Origin of the sequence: Cryptosporangium minutisporangium (genome assembly GCF_039536245.1) — a bacterium.
Lineage (GTDB): Bacteria > Actinomycetota > Actinomycetes > Mycobacteriales > Cryptosporangiaceae > Cryptosporangium > Cryptosporangium minutisporangium.
Genome location: NZ_BAAAYN010000030.1, coordinates 138,595 through 153,318 on the forward strand (window position 1 = coordinate 138,595; position 14,724 = coordinate 153,318).

Genomic DNA, 14,724 nt, shown 5'->3' on the forward strand with positions numbered 1-14,724 from the left:
CGAATGAGCGCGGACTATCTACCGTCGGGCCGGACCGCACTGGTCCGGCACTGCCGCAACGGTGTCGTCCAGGCCGTCCGCCCGTGCGTGGTGGCCGCGGACGGCCCGGACGGCACGTTGCTCTGGCTGGTCCACGACACACCCACCCGGACATCGCTGTTCGCCGACGGACGTCCGGTGCGGGACGTGCCGCTCGCGGAGCGGTTCACCCGGGAGTGGCACACCGGGCCGGGCGTCTGGACCGGCACGAGCGTCCTGGAGTGGATTCCGCCCGGTGCGCCGTGGCACACCGTCTACTGGTTCTTCGACGGGGCCGGCCGGTTCCGCAACTGGTACGTGAACGTGGAGACGCCCCCCGTCCGCTGGGTGGACGAGGGCGTCGCCGGGTTCGACTCCGACGATCTCGAGCTCGACGTCGTCATCGCGCCGGACCGGTCCTGCGTGCTCAAGGACGACGACGAGCTGGACGCCGCGGTTCAGGCCGGTGACCTGTCGCCGCGCGTCGCCGACCGGACCCGGCTGGAGGCGTCCACCGCGATCGACGCCGCCACCGCGGGCCGGCCGCCGTTCGACGGACGGCTCACCGACTTCCGCCCCGACCCGGCCTGGACGCGTCCGGAACTGCCGGTCGGATGGGATCGTCCGGCCGTCTCCCGGGCCGCGGAACACCTGCTCACCCGGTCGCGGTGACCGCGGCGGCGCGCTGTCCGGCGCCCGGATCGAGGACGCGCGCCACCGCGGTCGGGAACGTCGGCGGAGCCGATTCGGAGCATCCGTGGCGGATCTGGCAGAATAGGCGGCTGAACTGACCACCGTGTGGGCCCTCTATCCCACCCACGGTGTTCGGTCCGCCGGGTCGGCGCACCATCGTCCCCACGTGGCGTCGGCGACCCACCCGTACCGAAACCCAGGAGCATCCACACCAGTGGCCACCAAGATCAAGTTGATGCGGCTCGGCAAGATCCGCGCACCGCACTACCGCATCGTCGTCGCCGACGCCCGCACCAAGCGTGACGGTCGGGTCATCGAGACGATCGGCAAGTACCACCCCAAGGAAGACCCGAGCTTCATCGAGGTCGACTCCGACCGGGCGCAGTACTGGCTCGGCGTCGGCGCCCAGCCGACCGAGGCCGTCGCGGCGATCCTCCGGGTCACCGGCGACTGGCAGAAGCACAAGGGCGAGCCGGCCCCGCCGCCGATGAAGGTCGCGGCGCCGAAGGCCGACAAGAAGGAGATCTTCAACCAGGTGGCCCGTGCCTCGGCCGACGGTGCGCCGGTGGCCGACGCGACCACCCCGAAGAAGAAGGCCCCGAAGAAGGCCGACTCCGACAGCGCTTCCAGCAGCACGGCTCCTGCGGAGTCCTGAGGTGGTCTTGCCCGCAGCGCTGGAACACCTCGTCCGCGGCATCGTCGACAACCCGGACGACGTCCGGGTCGACCTGGTGCACGGCCGCCGTGGCAAGGTGCTCGAGGTTCGGGTCCACCCGGAAGATCTCGGCAAGGTGATCGGCCGCGGTGGCCGCACTGCGAAGGCCCTGCGCCAGGTCGTCACCGGTATCGGTGGCCGTGGCGTGCGGGTCGACGTGGTCGAGACCGACCTGCGCTGAGTCATGCTCCTCGTGGTGGGGCGGATCGGACGTGCCCACGGAATCCGGGGCGACGTCTTCGTCGAGGTGCGCACGGACGATCCTGACGATCGGTTCGCCGCGGGATCGGTGCTGGTCACCGATCCCGCGGACGCCGGTCCGCTGACCGTCGCCGATGCGCGCTGGCACTCCGGCAAGCTCGTCGTCCGATTCGAGGGCGTGTCGGATCGCAGTGCCGCGGAGAAACTCCGCGGGCTGCGGTTGGTGGTCGACTCGGAGGACATTCCCCCGTCCGACGACCCGGACGAGTTCCACGACTATCAGCTGGTCGGTCTGGCCGCCTTCGGTGTCGACGGGGCCTCGCTCGGTTCGGTGGTGGACGTGGTCCACAGCGCCGCCGGGGAGCTCCTGGTGCTCTCGTTCAACGGAGCCGAGCGGCTGGTGCCGTTCGTCCGGGAGATCGTGCCGACCGTCGACGTACCCGGTGGCCGGGTCGTGATCGATCCGCCGGAGGGGTTGTTCGACCTGTGAAGATCGATGTGCTGTCGATCTTCCCGGGGTACCTGGCGCCGCTGCGGGAGTCGCTGATCGGCAAGGCCGTCGACCGCGGCGTCATCGAGCTGGGCGTCCACGACCTCCGGCGGTGGACGTACGACGTCCACCGCACGGTGGACGACTCGCCGTACGGCGGGGGGCCCGGCATGCTCATGCGGGCCGAACCGTGGGGGCTTGCTCTTGACGAGCTGGCGCCGGTGGACGGTCCGCAGCCCCGGCTGGTCGTGCCGACGCCGGCCGGGCGTCCGTTCACCCAGGCGCTGGCGAACGAGCTGGCCGCCGAGCCCTGGTTGCTGTTCGCCTGCGGCCGGTACGAGGGCATCGACGCGCGTGTCGTCGAGTACGCAGCCGACCGCATGGTGGTCGACGAGGTGAGCCTCGGTGACTACGTGCTCGCGGGCGGCGAGGTCGCGGTACTGGTGATGGTGGAGGCGATCGGTCGGCTGCTCCCCGGCGTGTTGGGGAACGTCGCCTCGCACGAGCAGGACTCGTTCTCCGACGGCCTGTTGGAGGGCCCGGCCTACACTCGGCCGGAAGTTTGGCGCGGCCGGCCGGTGCCGGACGTCCTGCTCTCCGGACACCACGCGGCGATCGCGCGCTGGCGACGGGACGAGGCGCTACGCCGAACCGCGGCGCGCCGACCGGACCTGTTGTCGGCGGTCACGCTGGACACGACGGATCGCAAGGTTTTGGCGGAATTCGGATTCTCGGCTCCGTCGAGGACCGCCTCCTCGGCTCCGCCGGGGGAAGGCGGGTTTCCGGTTCCCGATCAGGATGTGGCACAGTAGGAGAGTTGCCGCTGACGCCACTGGCTCAGCGTGCCCGGATTCTCACCGTCTTTCGCTCCCGCCCGGCGGGAGCACGAAGACGGCCCGACGACGAGGAAAGCGAAGACCGCGATGAACACCCTGGATGCCCTGGACGCCGAGACTCTGCGTTCCGACATCCCGGCCTTCCGGCCCGGCGACACCCTGAAGGTCCACGTTCGGGTCGTCGAGGGCAACCGGTCCCGCATCCAGGTCTTCCAGGGTGCGGTCATCCGTCGGCAGGGCACGGGCTCCCGCGAGACCTTCACGGTCCGCAAGGTCAGCTTCGGTGTCGGGGTGGAGCGCACCTTCCCGGTGCACACCCCGGTGATCGAGAAGATCGAGGTCGTGACGCGCGGCGACGTCCGTCGCGCCAAGCTCTACTACCTCCGTGGTCTGCGCGGCAAGGCCGCCAAGATCAAGGAGAAGCGCGAGACCACCGCCGGCTGAGTCGGCTGAAACCACGCTTCGCGCGTGACAGCACCCGATCGGTTCGGCCGCTCCGAGCAGGGAGCGGCCGACCAAACGGGTTTCGACGAGTTGGCTCGTCGGTTGGGGCGCTATCCGCGCCCTGACCCGGGACGGCCTCCCTCGGTGCAATTGGACGGCTCGGGATCACTGGCGTGGCCCGGCCGTCCGTTGCCGTCTGCGCGCCGTCCGCACTCCGGTGAACACGGCATTACCGGAAGTACCGAACTCAACGGTGCTCCGGGCCGTGATCCGGGTGTGGGACGAATGGGCGGCGTCGAGTACGTTCCGGTCGATCGTTACGGCGAGCCGTATCGGGACGACCGGTACGGCGCTGACCGGTACGCCGATTCCGGATATCCGGACCCCCGCTACGGCGACCCCCGAGCTGGCGACCGCGGGTACCGGGACGCTGGTCAGGGCGACGCCGGGTACGCGGACGAGCGTTACCGGGACCCGTACGGCTACCCGATCCGTCGCGTCGAGGCGGATCCGTACGGGGAGGCCGATCCGTACCGGCAGGCCGACCCCTACCGGGACCGGGACCCCTACCGGGAGCCGGACCGTCGCCGGGGACCGGACCGCTCTCGGGAGGCCGACCGGTACGCGGCCGAGGACGACTCGGCGTACTACCGGCAGACCCGAGCCACCGACCGCAAACCGGCGAGCGCAGACCGTTCCTCCGCCGATCGCTCCGCCGCCGGGCGCCACCGTGCCGGTGCCCGTCCGTACGCGGGCCGCGAGCGCCGCCGCACGCTGCCGCTCTGGCAGGAGATCCCGCTCCTGCTGATCATCGCCTTCGTCCTGGCCACCGTCATCAAGACGTTCGTGGTGCAGGCGTTCTACATCCCGTCCGGATCGATGGAGCAGACGCTCCTGGTCAGCGACCGCGTGCTGGTCAACAAGTTCGTCTACGACATGCGTGAGCCGCGCCGAGGCGAGGTCGTGGTGTTCCGCGGCACCGACTCGTGGGCACCGGAGTCCGGCATACCGCAGGACTCGGGAACGCTGGCGACCGTGGGGCGCATGCTGGGCGGATTGATCGGCGCTGCCCCGCCCGACGAGAAGGACTTCGTCAAGCGGGTGATCGGCGTCGGCGGCGACACCGTCCAGTGCTGCGACGCGAACGGCCGGGTCGAGGTCAACGGCGTGCCGCTGGTCGAGCCGTACGTGTTCGAGGACACTCCGATCGCGCAGCGTCCGTTCGGCCCGGTCACGGTGCCGCGCGGCCGGCTGTTCATGATGGGCGACCACCGGGTCGCGTCGGCCGACTCGCGGGTGTACCTCAACGACCAGTGGCGCGGCACGATCCCGGTCGATGCGGTGATCGGACAGGCTTATGCGACGGCTTGGCCCGCGTCGCGGTGGGGTTTGCTGCAGGCGCCCGATACATTCAGCAATGTGCCGACAGCCTTGGGTGATCCCTCGCGTGGGGAGGCCCGTCCCACCGGAGCAGTAGCTCTCGTGGTGCTGCCCATCCTGTTCGGGCCCTTCGGCGGGGTCTGTGCCGGACGTGCCCCCAGGTGGCTGTTGCGCCCAGATTCGCGCCGACGCCGTAGGCTGCGCTGGTGATGCCCGAGACCTCCCGTCGGAAACAGCGCTCTTTCTGGGTCGAGTTGCCGATCCTCCTCCTCGTAGCGGTCATCGTGGCCGTGTTGGTCCGGACGTTCCTGGTACAGACCTTCTACATCCCGTCCGGGTCCATGGAGAACACGCTCCTGATCAATGACCGGGTGCTGGTGAACAAGATGGTCTATCGCTTCCGGGAGCCACGCCGGGGCGAAGTCGTCGTGTTCGTTCCTCCCAAACAGTGGGACGCGGGTCCGAGCAAGGACGACTACATCAAGCGAGTCGTCGCGGTCGGCGGCGACAAGATCATCTGCTGTGACCCTTCCGGCAAGATCACCGTCAACGGTCGCCCGCTGACCGAGGACTACCTGTTCGAGGACGACGTGCCGTCCGCCCAGCCGTTCGAAGTCACGGTGCCCACCGGTCGGCTCTTCGTGCTCGGTGATCACCGATCCTCGTCGGCGGACTCCCGGTTCCACACCGACTACCAGTTCGGGACCATCCCGGTGGACGACGTGGTCGGACGAGCGTTCGTGATCTTCTGGCCACTGAGCCGGGTGGGGACGCTCTCCGTTCCGAAGGCGTACGAAGAGATTCCCGCGCCGTCGGGTGGCTGACGCGGCAGACGCGCAGGCTGACGCCGTCGGGGCGCGGGTTCGGCGCGCCGAGTGGGAGCAGCCGCGGGCCGCGGGCAGCGTGGAGCCGCCCGGTGCCCCTCCGCGTCCGTGGCGGCTCTCCGGGCGAATGCTCGTGCTGGACCCGGCCGACCGAGTACTCCTGCTCCGTTCGCGGGACCCCGAGTACCCCGAGGTGGGGGACTGGTGGGAGGTGCCGGGCGGCGGCGTCGACCCCGGTGAGGACACCGTCGACGCCGCGCTGCGCGAGGTTCTGGAGGAGACCGGCATCGCGGTGGATCGGAATTGCGTGGTCCCGGCCGCGACCGGCGGAGGACCCGCGGTCTGGTCCCAGGAGCTGACCTACCTCTGGCTGGGCCGCCGACGGTGGTCGCGGCAGGCGATCCACCTGGCATGTCCGCCGGTGACACCGGAGCCGGTCGCGGAACTGCGCTACACGCCCGAGGAGCAGGCGACGTTCCTGGTCGCGGAGTGGGTGCCGGTCGCGGAGATCCGCCGGTTACCGCGCACGTTCCCGGACGGCCTGGCGGACCTGCTGCCTCGGTTGCGCGCCGGCGAGGTGCTCGACGCCGGGTTCGCGGTGTGGTGCTGAGCCGCCACGCGCGCGGCGTCAGCCGTCGAGCCGGGTGAAGCTGAGCAGCGACGTCGCGACGCAGAGGACCAGCATGCCGGTCGCGTTGAGGAAGAGGTTCCGGCCGAAATCCTCGGCGCGGACGTGCATGGCGATCGCGGTCACGAAGTACGCGACCAGAGCCAGGCTGACGAGCAGCGCGACGTACGGGACCCAGATTCCGAGGATCAGCCCACCCGCCGCGGCGAGCTTCAGCACCGGCATCACCCGCCAGAACCGGCGAGGCCATCCGACGGCGTCGAAGCACTCGGCCACGAATTGCACCGGCCGAGCGCAGAGCAGTCCGTCACCGAATTGAATGATCGCGAGCACGACGACCGGCCAGACCGGGGCGGGCAGCGAAGCCAAGGTGACCATGCCAGGACCATACCATACGGTATGGTATGCCGAGCGGAGGTTCGAGGAGACCATGGCCATCACACGGGACGACTGGATCGAGCGCGGCCTCGCGGTGCTGGCGCAGGACGGGCTTCCGGGCGTCCGGATCGACCGGGTCGCCGGCCAGCTCGGCGTGAGCAAGGGCTCGTTCCACCATCACTTCAACGGTGCGTCCGGGTACCGGCAGGCGCTGGCGCAGCGGTACGAGGAGCGTGTGCTGGCCGAACTCCACCGGGTGGCGGAATCGGCTCAGGGGCTCGGACTCGGCCTGTTCGACCGGCTCCTGGAGGCGCTCGACGACCTCTACGACGCTCGCCTGGAGACCGCGATGCGGGCCTGGGCGATGCACGACGCTGTCGCCCATGAGGTGATGACCAGGGTCGACGACGCCCGGATGCGGGTGCTCCAGGATGCATGGCGTGCGGTGCTCTCCGGCGACGACGCGGCGCGCATCGCCGCCCTGGTGCCGCACCTGATCGTCGTCGGTGCGAGCGCCGCCGCGCTCCCCACGGCGGACCTGCGGTCGGTGCTGGAACTCCTGGCGGGCCTCGCCCCGACCGTCCCGCGGGTTCTGGACGGCGAGCGGCCGGGTTCGGTCGGGCCCGCGTAGCGGTTCGTCTCCGGACGGCGGGGTGCCGGTGCGGCGCGCCGGGATGCGGTTCCGGTGATCCACGGCGCCGGGCCCGGCGGGATCCGGGTAGCGGATAGGCTCGTGTCCCGATGGACGAAGCGATGGCGCGACGCGCCGCTCGAATTCTGGTGATCGACAGCGATCGGGTGTTGCTGTTCTGCTGCACCAGCGCACACCGACCGGAAGACGGCCCGTGGTGGATCACCCCCGGCGGCGGTCTGGAGGGTGCCGAGGATGCTCGTTCGGGTGCGGTCCGCGAGCTCGCCGAGGAGACCGGCCTCGTCGTCGGCGAGGAAGAGCTCACCGGCCCGGTCTTCGAGGAGGAGATCGAGTACCGGACCTGGAGCGGCACCCAGCGCCAGCGGCAGCAGTACTTCGTGCTCCAGCGTGCCGCGTTCGAGATCGACCGCCGCGCTCAGACCGACTGGGAACGGCGGTTCATCGGCGAGGCCCGCTGGTGGACCAGCGCGGAACTGCGCGCGGCCACCGAAACCGTCTACCCTCCGAACCTTGCCGACCTGATCGACCAGCTGACGTCCCTCGCGAAGGAGGCCTGACGTGCTCGTCCCCCCACGCGCCGTGGTCCGCCGCGACGGTGGTCTGTACGCCCTCGAACGGACGCTGCGCCGACGGGGGTTCGCCCGCGTTGCCGGCGCCGACGAGGCCGGACGTGGAGCGTGCGCCGGGCCGCTCGTCGTCGCGGCGGCGATCCTCCCGGCCGGGTCGCGGGGCGAGGTGCCCGGGCTGGCCGACTCCAAGTTGCTGACCGCCGCCGCCCGCGAGCGCGTCTACGGCGAGGTGGTCAAGCGGGCCGAGGCGTGGTCGGTGGTGGTGGTCCCGGCGGCCGAGATCGATGCCCGGGGCCTGCACCGGAGCAACATCGACGCGATGCGCCGGGCGCTCGAGCAGTTGACGGTCCGGCCGGACTACATGCTCACCGACGGCTTCCGGGTCGCCGGGCTCGGGCTGCCCGGGTTGGCCGTCTGGAAGGGTGATCGGGTTGCGGCGTGCATCGCGGCGGCGTCGGTTTTGGCGAAGGTCACCAGGGACCGGATCATGACGACCCTGCACGAAACCTACCCGTGCTATGACTTCGCCCAGCACAAGGGATACGTGACCGCAGCGCACACCGACGCCTTGGCTATCCACGGTCCGTGCCCGGAACACCGCAAGTCGTACGCGAACGTCGCGGCGGCGGGTTCCGGTCGGATGTCGGCCGGGTCCGGGGCTGGCGCGCTCGTGCCAGTGGCGGTGAGCCACAATGGTCTGGTGGAGGACGAGGTATGAGCGCTGAGGATCTCGAGAAGTACGAGACCGAGATGGAGCTGCAGCTCTATCGCGAGTACCGCGACATCGTCCGCCAGTTCTCGTACGTCGTGGAGACGGAGCGCCGGTTCTACCTGGCCAACTCGGTCGACCTGCAGGTGCGCAACGCGGATGGCGAGGTGTACTTCGAGGTCGCGATGTCGGACGCCTGGGTCTGGGACATGTACCGGCCGGCGCGATTCGTGAAGAACGTTCGCGTTGTGACGTTCAAAGACGTCAACGTCGAGGAGCTCGACAAGCCCGACATCTCGCTGCCGGGGAGTGGCACGTTCCCCTCCTGAGACAGTTCGCGCCGGCTCGGTTGCGACGGCGTCCGGCCGGGTAGGTCAGGCGGGGTACCCGAGCGAGGAGGCGTCGATGGCCGAGGCCCACGAGCACACCAACACCGAACGCCAGGCACCGGACGAGACCCCGGACCGCAACCCGGTCGCCGACCCGATGGACCCGGCCGCGCGGGTGCGTGCGGGTGGATTGCCGCCGACGATGCCCGAGGAGGCACGGACCGGGTACGCCGACGCGCCCACGCCGGAGGACTACCCGGTGGGCAGCGACCCCGACCTGGCGGAGAAGGCCGGTGGCGTGCCGGCCGGCACCGCACCCGAAGTGACCACCGCACCCGGGACGTCGGAGTCGATGCGTCCGGTCGAGGGCGTGCACACGCCGGACGTCGGCCCCGGGGGACGGGACATCGACACCGCCAGCCGTCCGCTCACCCAGCGCCCGGAGGCCGCGCGCTGATCCGCTGCCTCAGTCGGCGGGCATCTCCAGCGGGGTCGCCAGATCCGCGTGCGCGTAGGTCGCGAACGATTCGTAGAGCTCCTCGAACTTGAGCAGGGCGGCGACGAACTCCTGCTCGCGGTCGGCGTCCCGGGGTGCCCGGGACAGCCGGGCGGCGTAGTAGTTGACGGTCGGCACGTGCATCATCAGGTCCGAGAGGCGCCGGGAAGCCTCCGGGCCCCCGTGCGCCGAGACAGCGGCGAGCAGCGGTGCCGACCGCTCGATGTCCGGCGGCAGGAACTCGGCGTTCTCGCCCCGGCCCACCTTGCCGTACTCCAGACGGGCCGCGTCGGCGTACTCCAGTGCGGCGGTGTAGGCGTCCCGCCGTTCGTCCTCCCGGGCCATCAAGACCGCCTGGCGGTGGCCTGCGGTGATCACCTCCGAGATCTGACGATGGCCCCGGCGGGCGATCCCGATCGCGGTCGCCGCGCCCAGCACTGCCACCAGCAGGCACACCCCGGCGACGGTGCCGAGTGAGACCCATTCGTCCGTCATAGTCCGTAAGAGTAATAAGTCTGGTCTGGTGAGCGGTGCCTTACCACCGCGCGGCGGGCCGTGCTGTTCTCCACAGTCCTCGTAGTTGTCCCCAGCTCCGGTCCCGCGACCGGCGTGTCGACGGGGTTCCACGCCACCGTGAAGGCCACCACCAGGCATCGGGAGGCGGCACATGGGGGCAGCGAAGAACGCCGTGGGCGCGTACGGCGAGCGGGTGGCCGCACGCCATCTGCAGCAGGCCGGGCTGGTCGTCCTCGACCGCAACTGGCGCTGCGCCGAGGGGGAACTCGACATCGTGGCCCGGGACGGCTCCGCTCTGGTCTTCTGCGAGGTGAAGACGCGGCGCAGCGACCGGCACGGCACGCCGGCCGAGGCGGTGGTCGCCGACAAGGCGGCCCGATTACGTCGCCTGGCCTGCGAGTGGATCCGCGCCAGCGGCGTCCACCCGGAGACGATCCGGTTCGACGTGGTGAGCGTCCGGCCGCAGCGCTCCGGCCCGGCGCACGTCGAGCACCTGCGGGGAGCGTTCTGATGGTCGGCTTCGCACGTGCGTTCGCCGTGGGCTTGCACGGCGTCCACGGCCACGTGGTGGAGGTCGAGGCCCACCTGGCCCAGGGGCTGCCCGGTCTGGTGATCACCGGCCTGCCCGATCCGGCCGTGGCCCAGGCCCGCGACCGGGTCCGCGCGGCGGTGCTCAACTCCGGCCAGCGGTGGCCCGACCAGCGGATCACCGTCGGTCTCGGCCCGGCCTGGGTGCCCAAACACGGCACGAACTTCGACCTGGCCGTGGCCGCGGCGATCCTGGTGGCGTCCGGGGCGGCTCCCGCGGTGGCCCTGGACGGTCTGGCCCTGCTCGGCGAGCTCGGGCTCGACGGGCGGATCCGGCCGGTCCGGGGCGTGTTCCCGGCGGTCGCCGCGGGCGCCAAGGTGGGCCTGCTCCGGTACGTGGTCCCGGCAGGCAACTGGTCAGAGGCCGCGCTGGTGCCGGGCGCCGAGGTCGTCGGACGCCGGACGCTGCGGGGCGTGATCGCGCTCCTGCGGGGCGAGGAACCCTTACCGGACGACGCGGCGTCCGAGCCTCCGGCGGAGCAGGTACCGACGCCCCTCTCCGCACCCGTCGGTGACCTGGCCGACGTCGTGGGCCAGGAACTGGGACGACGCGCGGTGGAGGTCGCCGCGGCCGGTGGGCACCACCTGGCGCTCTTCGGGCCACCCGGTGCGGGGAAGACGATGCTCGCCGAGCGGCTTCCGGGCGTCTTGCCGCCGCTGGACGACGGCGCCGCGGTGGAGGTGACCGCGGTGCACTCCGTGGCAGGCACCCTTCCGGTCGGGAGCGGGCTGGTCCGCCAGGCGCCGTATCAGGCGCCCCACCACACCGCGACGGTGGCAGCGCTCGTCGGCGGTGGCTCCGGGCTGGCCCGGCCGGGCGCGATCTCGCTGGCCCACCAGGGGGTCCTGTTCCTCGACGAGAGCCCCGAGTTCTCACCCCGGGCGCTGGACGCCCTGCGGCAGCCGGTGGAGCGCGGCGAGGTGGTGCTCGCCCGGTCCGGCGGCGTGGTCCGCTACCCGGCGCGTGTCCAGCTGGTGCTCGCCGCCAACCCGTGCCCGTGCGCGACCGCGGCCGGCGACCGGGCCTGCACCTGCACGCCGACCGCCCGCCGCCGGTACCTGGGGCGGATCTCCGGCCCGCTGCTCGACCGCATCGATCTGCGGGTGTCGCTGCTGCCGGTCGCCTCCGCGGCGCTCTACGCCGGCTTCGACCGGCCGAGCCCGACCTCGGAAGTGGCCGAGCGGGTCCGGGACGCCAGAGCAGCCGCCGGGGAGCGCTGGGGACAGCTGGGCTGGACGTCGAACGCGGCCGTGCCGGGGCAGGCTCTGCGGGCCGAGTGGCGTCTACCCCGGCACGTCACTGCCGCGGTGGCCTGGGCGCTCGACGCGGGTGAGCTCTCCGCCCGGGGCTACGACCGGGTGCTGCGCATCGCCTGGACGCTCGCCGACCTGTCCGGGCGGCTGTCGCCGGACCAGGGCGACGTGAACGAGGCACTGGAGCTGCGACGCGGGCTGGTGGTGGTATGAGCGCCGACCTCGAGTGGGTGGCCACCGAGCGGCTCGCCTGGGTGGCGTTGAGCCGTCTCGTCGAGCCGGGGAAGCGGAGCATCGTCGCGGCCACGGCGGGCGGCGCCCGGGCGCTGCTGGAGGGGGTGCTGTCCGGCGCGCGGGACCGGGTCAGCCGGAGCCTGCGGACCCGGCTGGCCGGCGTCGATCCGTGGGAGCGTGCCCAGGCCGATCTGGCGGCTGCTGCGCGGGCGGGTGCGCGAGCGGTCACGCCGGTGGACGCCGAGTGGCCGACCGAAGCGTTCGCGGCCTTGGCGCCCCTGGCCGAGGCCGAGCGGATCGACGTCGCGCCACCCCCGTGCCTATGGGTGCGGGGGCCGCTCGCGCTGACCCGGGTGGTCGGGCGGACGGTCGCGATCGTCGGCGCGCGAGCGGCCACCGCCTACGGCAAGCACGTCGCGGGCGAGATCGCGTACGGGCTGGCCGAGCGCGGCTGGGTCGTGGTGTCGGGCGGCGCGTACGGCATCGACGGCGCGGCCCACCGCGGCGCGCTCGCGGGAGACGGCGTCACGGTGGCGGTGCTGGCCGGCGGCGTCGACGTGCCGTACCCGCTCGCGCACGCCGGCCTGCTCGACCGGATCGCCGAAGAAGGATTGCTGGTCAGCGAGGTGCCGATGGGGGAGTCGCCGCAGCGTCACCGGTTTCTCTCGCGGAATCGGCTGGTGGCGGCGCTCGGGGCGGGCGTCGTCGTGGTGGAGGCCGGGACCCGGTCCGGGACCAGCGTCACCGCCGAGCGCGCGCACCAGTTGGGGCGGGTGCTGATGGCCGTTCCGGGGTCGGTCACCTCCGCACTCTCGGTGGGAACCCACCGGCTGATCCGGGACTTCGGCGCGACGCTGGTCACCTGCGCCGCGGACGTGGTCGAGGAGGTCGGGCCGATCGGCGCCGCCGGGTGGGCCGTGTCCCCGGCCGACGGCGACCAGGCCGCGGGCGACCAGGCTCCGGGTGACCAAGCTTCGGGCGATCCGGCGGAGTCGGACGCAGCGGTCCCGGGCGGGCGCGGCGACCACGGGCCCGACCGGGCGGCGCTGCCGTCGTCGCTGCGGGTGGTGCTGGAGGCGGTGCCGGCCGGACGGGTGGTGACCGTAGAGGACGTGGCGCTCGCCGGGCGTCTGCCGCCGACGGAGGTTCGCCGGGCGTTGCCGGAGTTGCGGGTCCGGGGGTTCGTCCGCGCGGTGGAGGAGGGCTATCGGCTGACCGAGGCGGGCCTCGGACCGCCCACGTTCGCGCTGGACCGCCCGCGTCCCTACGCGGATCCGGAGGTGGACCCGTGGGGCATCCCGCTCCCGGAGCCCGACCCGGTGCCGCCGGAGCCGGATCCAGTGCTTCCGGAGTCGGGCCCAGTGTTCTTGGAGCCCAACGCGGTGCCGCCGGAGCCGCCTGCTTCCGGCTAGTCGAGCGTGCCTCGCGCACCTCGGCGGGGCGGCTTGCCGGTCGAGCCGGGAGCGGGCACCGTCGGGGCATGGCTCGGCCTCGAACGCGGGTAGCGGATCTGCGCGCGGCGCTCCCGCCTCCGTTCGCCGAGGCGGTCGACGCGTTCGAGGCCTACCTCGAGCACGAGCGGAGCCACCCGCCCACCACGCTCCGGGCGTACGTCGCGGACGCCGTCCTGCTGCTCGATCACGCCACCCGGGCCGGTCACGACCGCCTCGACGATCTCGACCTGTCGTTACTCCGGAGCTGGCTGGCGCGGCAACGCAGCATGGGGGCGGCTCCGCGGACGCTGGCCCGGCGCGCGGCCGCGGCGCGTGCGCTGACCGCCTGGGCCCATCGCACCGGTCGCCGCACCGATGACCCCGGGCGTGAGCTCGCCAGCCCGAAACTGCCCGCGCACCTGCCCCGTGTCCTCGATGTGCGCCAGGCCGCGGCCCTCCTCGACGGTCCACGCGCCTCCGCGGCATCCGCCCCTTCTGGTGGCGGTGCCGCCCCGGCGGGCAGCGCAGCCCCGGCGGGTAGCGCTGCCTCGGCGGGTAGCGCTGCCTCGGCGGGTAGCGCTGCCTCGGCGGGTAGCGCTGCCTCGGCGGGTAGCGCTGCCTCGGCGGGTAGCGCTGCCCCGGCGAGCGAGCCCCTGGCAGGCGGTGCGGGGCCGGTCAGCGGCGCGGCCTCGGCGGAGGGTGAGTTGGATCCGCGGACGCACGCGGTCCTGCTTCGGGACGCCGCCGTTCTGGAGCTCCTCTACGCGACCGGCGTCCGGGTCAGCGAGCTTTGCGGACTCGACGCCGACGACGTCGACCGTGAGCGCCGGCTCCTCCACGTTCTGGGCAAGGGCGGCCGGGAGCGGAGCGTTCCCTACGGCGTCCCCGCCGAGCGCGCGATCACGGCCTGGCTGGAGCGCGGCCGTCCCGTTCTCGCCACCGCCCGGAGCGGTCCGGCGCTGCTGCTCGGTGTCCGCGGGGGGCGACTCGACCCGCGCACCGCGCGGCAGATCGTGCACGACCGTCTGCGCGACGTGCCCGGAGCGCCCGACCTCGGCCCGCACGGGCTCCGCCACACCGCCGCGACCCACCTGCTCGCCGGTGGCGCCGACCTCCGGACCGTCCAGGAGCTGCTCGGCCACGCGACGCTGGCCACCACGCAGATCTACACCCACGTCACCGTCGACCGCCTCCGCAGCGCCTACCGCCAGGCCCACCCCCGCGCCTAGCCCACCGCACTTAGCCACCGTGCCCTCCGCGCCGTGCCCACCCTCCAACCGCGCCTTCGGCGCCGCGCCCCTCACCACCGCGCGCGCCACCCGCGCGCAGCCACCGTG

20 protein-coding genes are annotated in these 14,724 nt (G+C 72.4%); 18 read left to right on the forward strand and 2 right to left on the reverse strand.

What is annotated here, in order from left to right; translation table 11 throughout:
* The first annotated feature begins 3 nt into the window (after positions 1-3).
* The 9 genes from ABEB28_RS23805 to ABEB28_RS23845 all read left to right on the forward strand — a co-directional run bounded on the left by ABEB28_RS23805 (position 4) and on the right by ABEB28_RS23845 (position 6,211).
* The gene (locus tag ABEB28_RS23805) at positions 4-690 is read left to right on the forward strand and encodes a ribonuclease FAU-1 family protein (protein ID WP_345730399.1); all 687 of its coding nucleotides are present in this window, start codon (positions 4-6) and stop codon (positions 688-690) included.
* Between the two features lie 235 nt (positions 691-925).
* On the forward strand, positions 926-1,366 hold the full coding sequence (gene rpsP / locus ABEB28_RS23810; protein ID WP_345730400.1) for a 30S ribosomal protein S16: 441 nt from the start codon (positions 926-928) through the stop codon (positions 1,364-1,366).
* A 1-nt stretch (position 1,367) separates the two neighbouring features.
* Positions 1,368-1,607: an RNA-binding protein gene (locus ABEB28_RS23815; RefSeq protein WP_376981816.1), complete on the forward strand. Its 240-nt coding sequence runs from the start codon at positions 1,368-1,370 to the stop codon at positions 1,605-1,607.
* A gap of 3 nt (positions 1,608-1,610) precedes the next feature.
* The gene (gene rimM / locus ABEB28_RS23820) at positions 1,611-2,117 is read left to right on the forward strand and encodes a ribosome maturation factor RimM (protein WP_345730401.1); all 507 of its coding nucleotides are present in this window, start codon (positions 1,611-1,613) and stop codon (positions 2,115-2,117) included.
* Positions 2,114-2,929, forward strand: coding sequence for a tRNA (guanosine(37)-N1)-methyltransferase TrmD (gene trmD, locus ABEB28_RS23825; RefSeq protein ID WP_345730402.1), 816 nt, complete (start codon positions 2,114-2,116; stop codon positions 2,927-2,929). Before rimM ends, trmD begins: the two co-directional genes overlap by 4 nt.
* Before the next feature lie 111 nt (positions 2,930-3,040).
* Entirely contained in the window at positions 3,041-3,397 is a 357-nt protein-coding gene (rplS, locus tag ABEB28_RS23830; protein ID WP_345730403.1) for a 50S ribosomal protein L19, read from the forward strand.
* A gap of 285 nt (positions 3,398-3,682) precedes the next feature.
* Positions 3,683-4,987: a signal peptidase I gene (gene lepB, locus ABEB28_RS23835; protein WP_345730404.1), complete on the forward strand. Its 1,305-nt coding sequence runs from the start codon at positions 3,683-3,685 to the stop codon at positions 4,985-4,987.
* The gene (lepB, locus tag ABEB28_RS23840; RefSeq protein ID WP_345730405.1) at positions 4,984-5,601 is read left to right on the forward strand and encodes a signal peptidase I; all 618 of its coding nucleotides are present in this window, start codon (positions 4,984-4,986) and stop codon (positions 5,599-5,601) included. The genes lepB (ABEB28_RS23835) and lepB (ABEB28_RS23840) overlap by 4 nt, the downstream gene beginning before the upstream one ends.
* The gene (locus ABEB28_RS23845; protein ID WP_345730406.1) at positions 5,594-6,211 is read left to right on the forward strand and encodes an NUDIX domain-containing protein; all 618 of its coding nucleotides are present in this window, start codon (positions 5,594-5,596) and stop codon (positions 6,209-6,211) included. Before lepB (ABEB28_RS23840) ends, ABEB28_RS23845 begins: the two co-directional genes overlap by 8 nt.
* Before the next feature lie 18 nt (positions 6,212-6,229).
* On the opposite strand, the gene ABEB28_RS23850 is transcribed toward ABEB28_RS23845, so the two are convergent.
* The gene (locus ABEB28_RS23850) at positions 6,230-6,607 is read right to left on the reverse strand and encodes a DoxX family protein (protein ID WP_345730407.1); all 378 of its coding nucleotides are present in this window, start codon (positions 6,605-6,607) and stop codon (positions 6,230-6,232) included.
* A 52-nt stretch (positions 6,608-6,659) separates the two neighbouring features.
* Between ABEB28_RS23850 and ABEB28_RS23855 the strand changes: the two genes are divergently transcribed.
* From ABEB28_RS23855 to ABEB28_RS23875, 5 genes are all read left to right on the forward strand, one after another.
* Positions 6,660-7,238: a TetR/AcrR family transcriptional regulator gene (locus ABEB28_RS23855; protein ID WP_345730408.1), complete on the forward strand. Its 579-nt coding sequence runs from the start codon at positions 6,660-6,662 to the stop codon at positions 7,236-7,238.
* Positions 7,239-7,348: 110 nt separating this feature from the next.
* Entirely contained in the window at positions 7,349-7,816 is a 468-nt protein-coding gene (locus ABEB28_RS23860; protein WP_345730409.1) for an NUDIX hydrolase, read from the forward strand.
* A gap of 1 nt (position 7,817) precedes the next feature.
* Entirely contained in the window at positions 7,818-8,546 is a 729-nt protein-coding gene (locus tag ABEB28_RS23865; RefSeq protein ID WP_376981818.1) for a ribonuclease HII, read from the forward strand.
* Entirely contained in the window at positions 8,543-8,866 is a 324-nt protein-coding gene (locus ABEB28_RS23870) for a DUF2469 domain-containing protein (RefSeq protein ID WP_345730410.1), read from the forward strand. The genes ABEB28_RS23865 and ABEB28_RS23870 overlap by 4 nt, the downstream gene beginning before the upstream one ends.
* A 76-nt stretch (positions 8,867-8,942) precedes the next feature.
* Positions 8,943-9,323, forward strand: coding sequence for a hypothetical protein (locus ABEB28_RS23875; protein WP_345730411.1), 381 nt, complete (start codon positions 8,943-8,945; stop codon positions 9,321-9,323).
* Positions 9,324-9,332: 9 nt separating this feature from the next.
* On the opposite strand, the gene ABEB28_RS23880 is transcribed toward ABEB28_RS23875, so the two are convergent.
* The gene (locus ABEB28_RS23880; protein ID WP_345730412.1) at positions 9,333-9,857 is read right to left on the reverse strand and encodes a hypothetical protein; all 525 of its coding nucleotides are present in this window, start codon (positions 9,855-9,857) and stop codon (positions 9,333-9,335) included.
* A 172-nt stretch (positions 9,858-10,029) separates the two neighbouring features.
* Between ABEB28_RS23880 and ABEB28_RS23885 the strand changes: the two genes are divergently transcribed.
* From ABEB28_RS23885 to ABEB28_RS23900, 4 genes are all read left to right on the forward strand, one after another.
* Positions 10,030-10,389: a YraN family protein gene (locus ABEB28_RS23885; protein ID WP_345730413.1), complete on the forward strand. Its 360-nt coding sequence runs from the start codon at positions 10,030-10,032 to the stop codon at positions 10,387-10,389.
* Positions 10,389-11,933 (forward strand): YifB family Mg chelatase-like AAA ATPase, encoded by a 1,545-nt coding sequence (locus ABEB28_RS23890; RefSeq protein ID WP_345730414.1) that lies wholly within the window; start codon positions 10,389-10,391, stop codon positions 11,931-11,933. Before ABEB28_RS23885 ends, ABEB28_RS23890 begins: the two co-directional genes overlap by 1 nt.
* Complete coding sequence (gene dprA / locus ABEB28_RS23895; protein WP_345730415.1) at positions 11,930-13,366, forward strand: DNA-processing protein DprA; 1,437 nt, start codon at positions 11,930-11,932, stop codon at positions 13,364-13,366. The genes ABEB28_RS23890 and dprA overlap by 4 nt, the downstream gene beginning before the upstream one ends.
* A gap of 68 nt (positions 13,367-13,434) precedes the next feature.
* Positions 13,435-14,616, forward strand: a complete 1,182-nt coding sequence (locus ABEB28_RS23900; protein ID WP_345730416.1) for a tyrosine-type recombinase/integrase — start codon at positions 13,435-13,437, stop codon at positions 14,614-14,616.
* Positions 14,617-14,724: the final 108 nt, after the last annotated feature.

What these genes read in the sequence shown, in the direction of transcription:
- dprA (WP_345730415.1), top strand. Translation starts at nt 11,930, where the DNA reads ATGAGCGCCGACCTCGAGTGGGTGGCCACCGAGCGGCTCGCCTGGGTG.
- ABEB28_RS23870 (WP_345730410.1), top strand. Translation starts at nt 8,543, where the DNA reads ATGAGCGCTGAGGATCTCGAGAAGTACGAGACCGAGATGGAGCTGCAG.
- ABEB28_RS23880 (WP_345730412.1), bottom strand. Translation starts at nt 9,857, where the DNA reads ATGACGGACGAATGGGTCTCACTCGGCACCGTCGCCGGGGTGTGCCTG.
- ABEB28_RS23890 (WP_345730414.1), top strand. Translation starts at nt 10,389, where the DNA reads ATGGTCGGCTTCGCACGTGCGTTCGCCGTGGGCTTGCACGGCGTCCAC.
- ABEB28_RS23875 (WP_345730411.1), top strand. Translation starts at nt 8,943, where the DNA reads ATGGCCGAGGCCCACGAGCACACCAACACCGAACGCCAGGCACCGGAC.
- ABEB28_RS23900 (WP_345730416.1), top strand. Translation starts at nt 13,435, where the DNA reads ATGGCTCGGCCTCGAACGCGGGTAGCGGATCTGCGCGCGGCGCTCCCG.
- ABEB28_RS23805 (WP_345730399.1), top strand. Translation starts at nt 4, where the DNA reads ATGAGCGCGGACTATCTACCGTCGGGCCGGACCGCACTGGTCCGGCAC.
- rimM (WP_345730401.1), top strand. Translation starts at nt 1,611, where the DNA reads ATGCTCCTCGTGGTGGGGCGGATCGGACGTGCCCACGGAATCCGGGGC.
- lepB (WP_345730404.1), top strand. Translation starts at nt 3,683, where the DNA reads ATGGGCGGCGTCGAGTACGTTCCGGTCGATCGTTACGGCGAGCCGTAT.
- ABEB28_RS23855 (WP_345730408.1), top strand. Translation starts at nt 6,660, where the DNA reads ATGGCCATCACACGGGACGACTGGATCGAGCGCGGCCTCGCGGTGCTG.
- rplS (WP_345730403.1), top strand. Translation starts at nt 3,041, where the DNA reads ATGAACACCCTGGATGCCCTGGACGCCGAGACTCTGCGTTCCGACATC.
- ABEB28_RS23850 (WP_345730407.1), bottom strand. Translation starts at nt 6,607, where the DNA reads ATGGTCACCTTGGCTTCGCTGCCCGCCCCGGTCTGGCCGGTCGTCGTG.
- ABEB28_RS23860 (WP_345730409.1), top strand. Translation starts at nt 7,349, where the DNA reads ATGGACGAAGCGATGGCGCGACGCGCCGCTCGAATTCTGGTGATCGAC.
- ABEB28_RS23885 (WP_345730413.1), top strand. Translation starts at nt 10,030, where the DNA reads ATGGGGGCAGCGAAGAACGCCGTGGGCGCGTACGGCGAGCGGGTGGCC.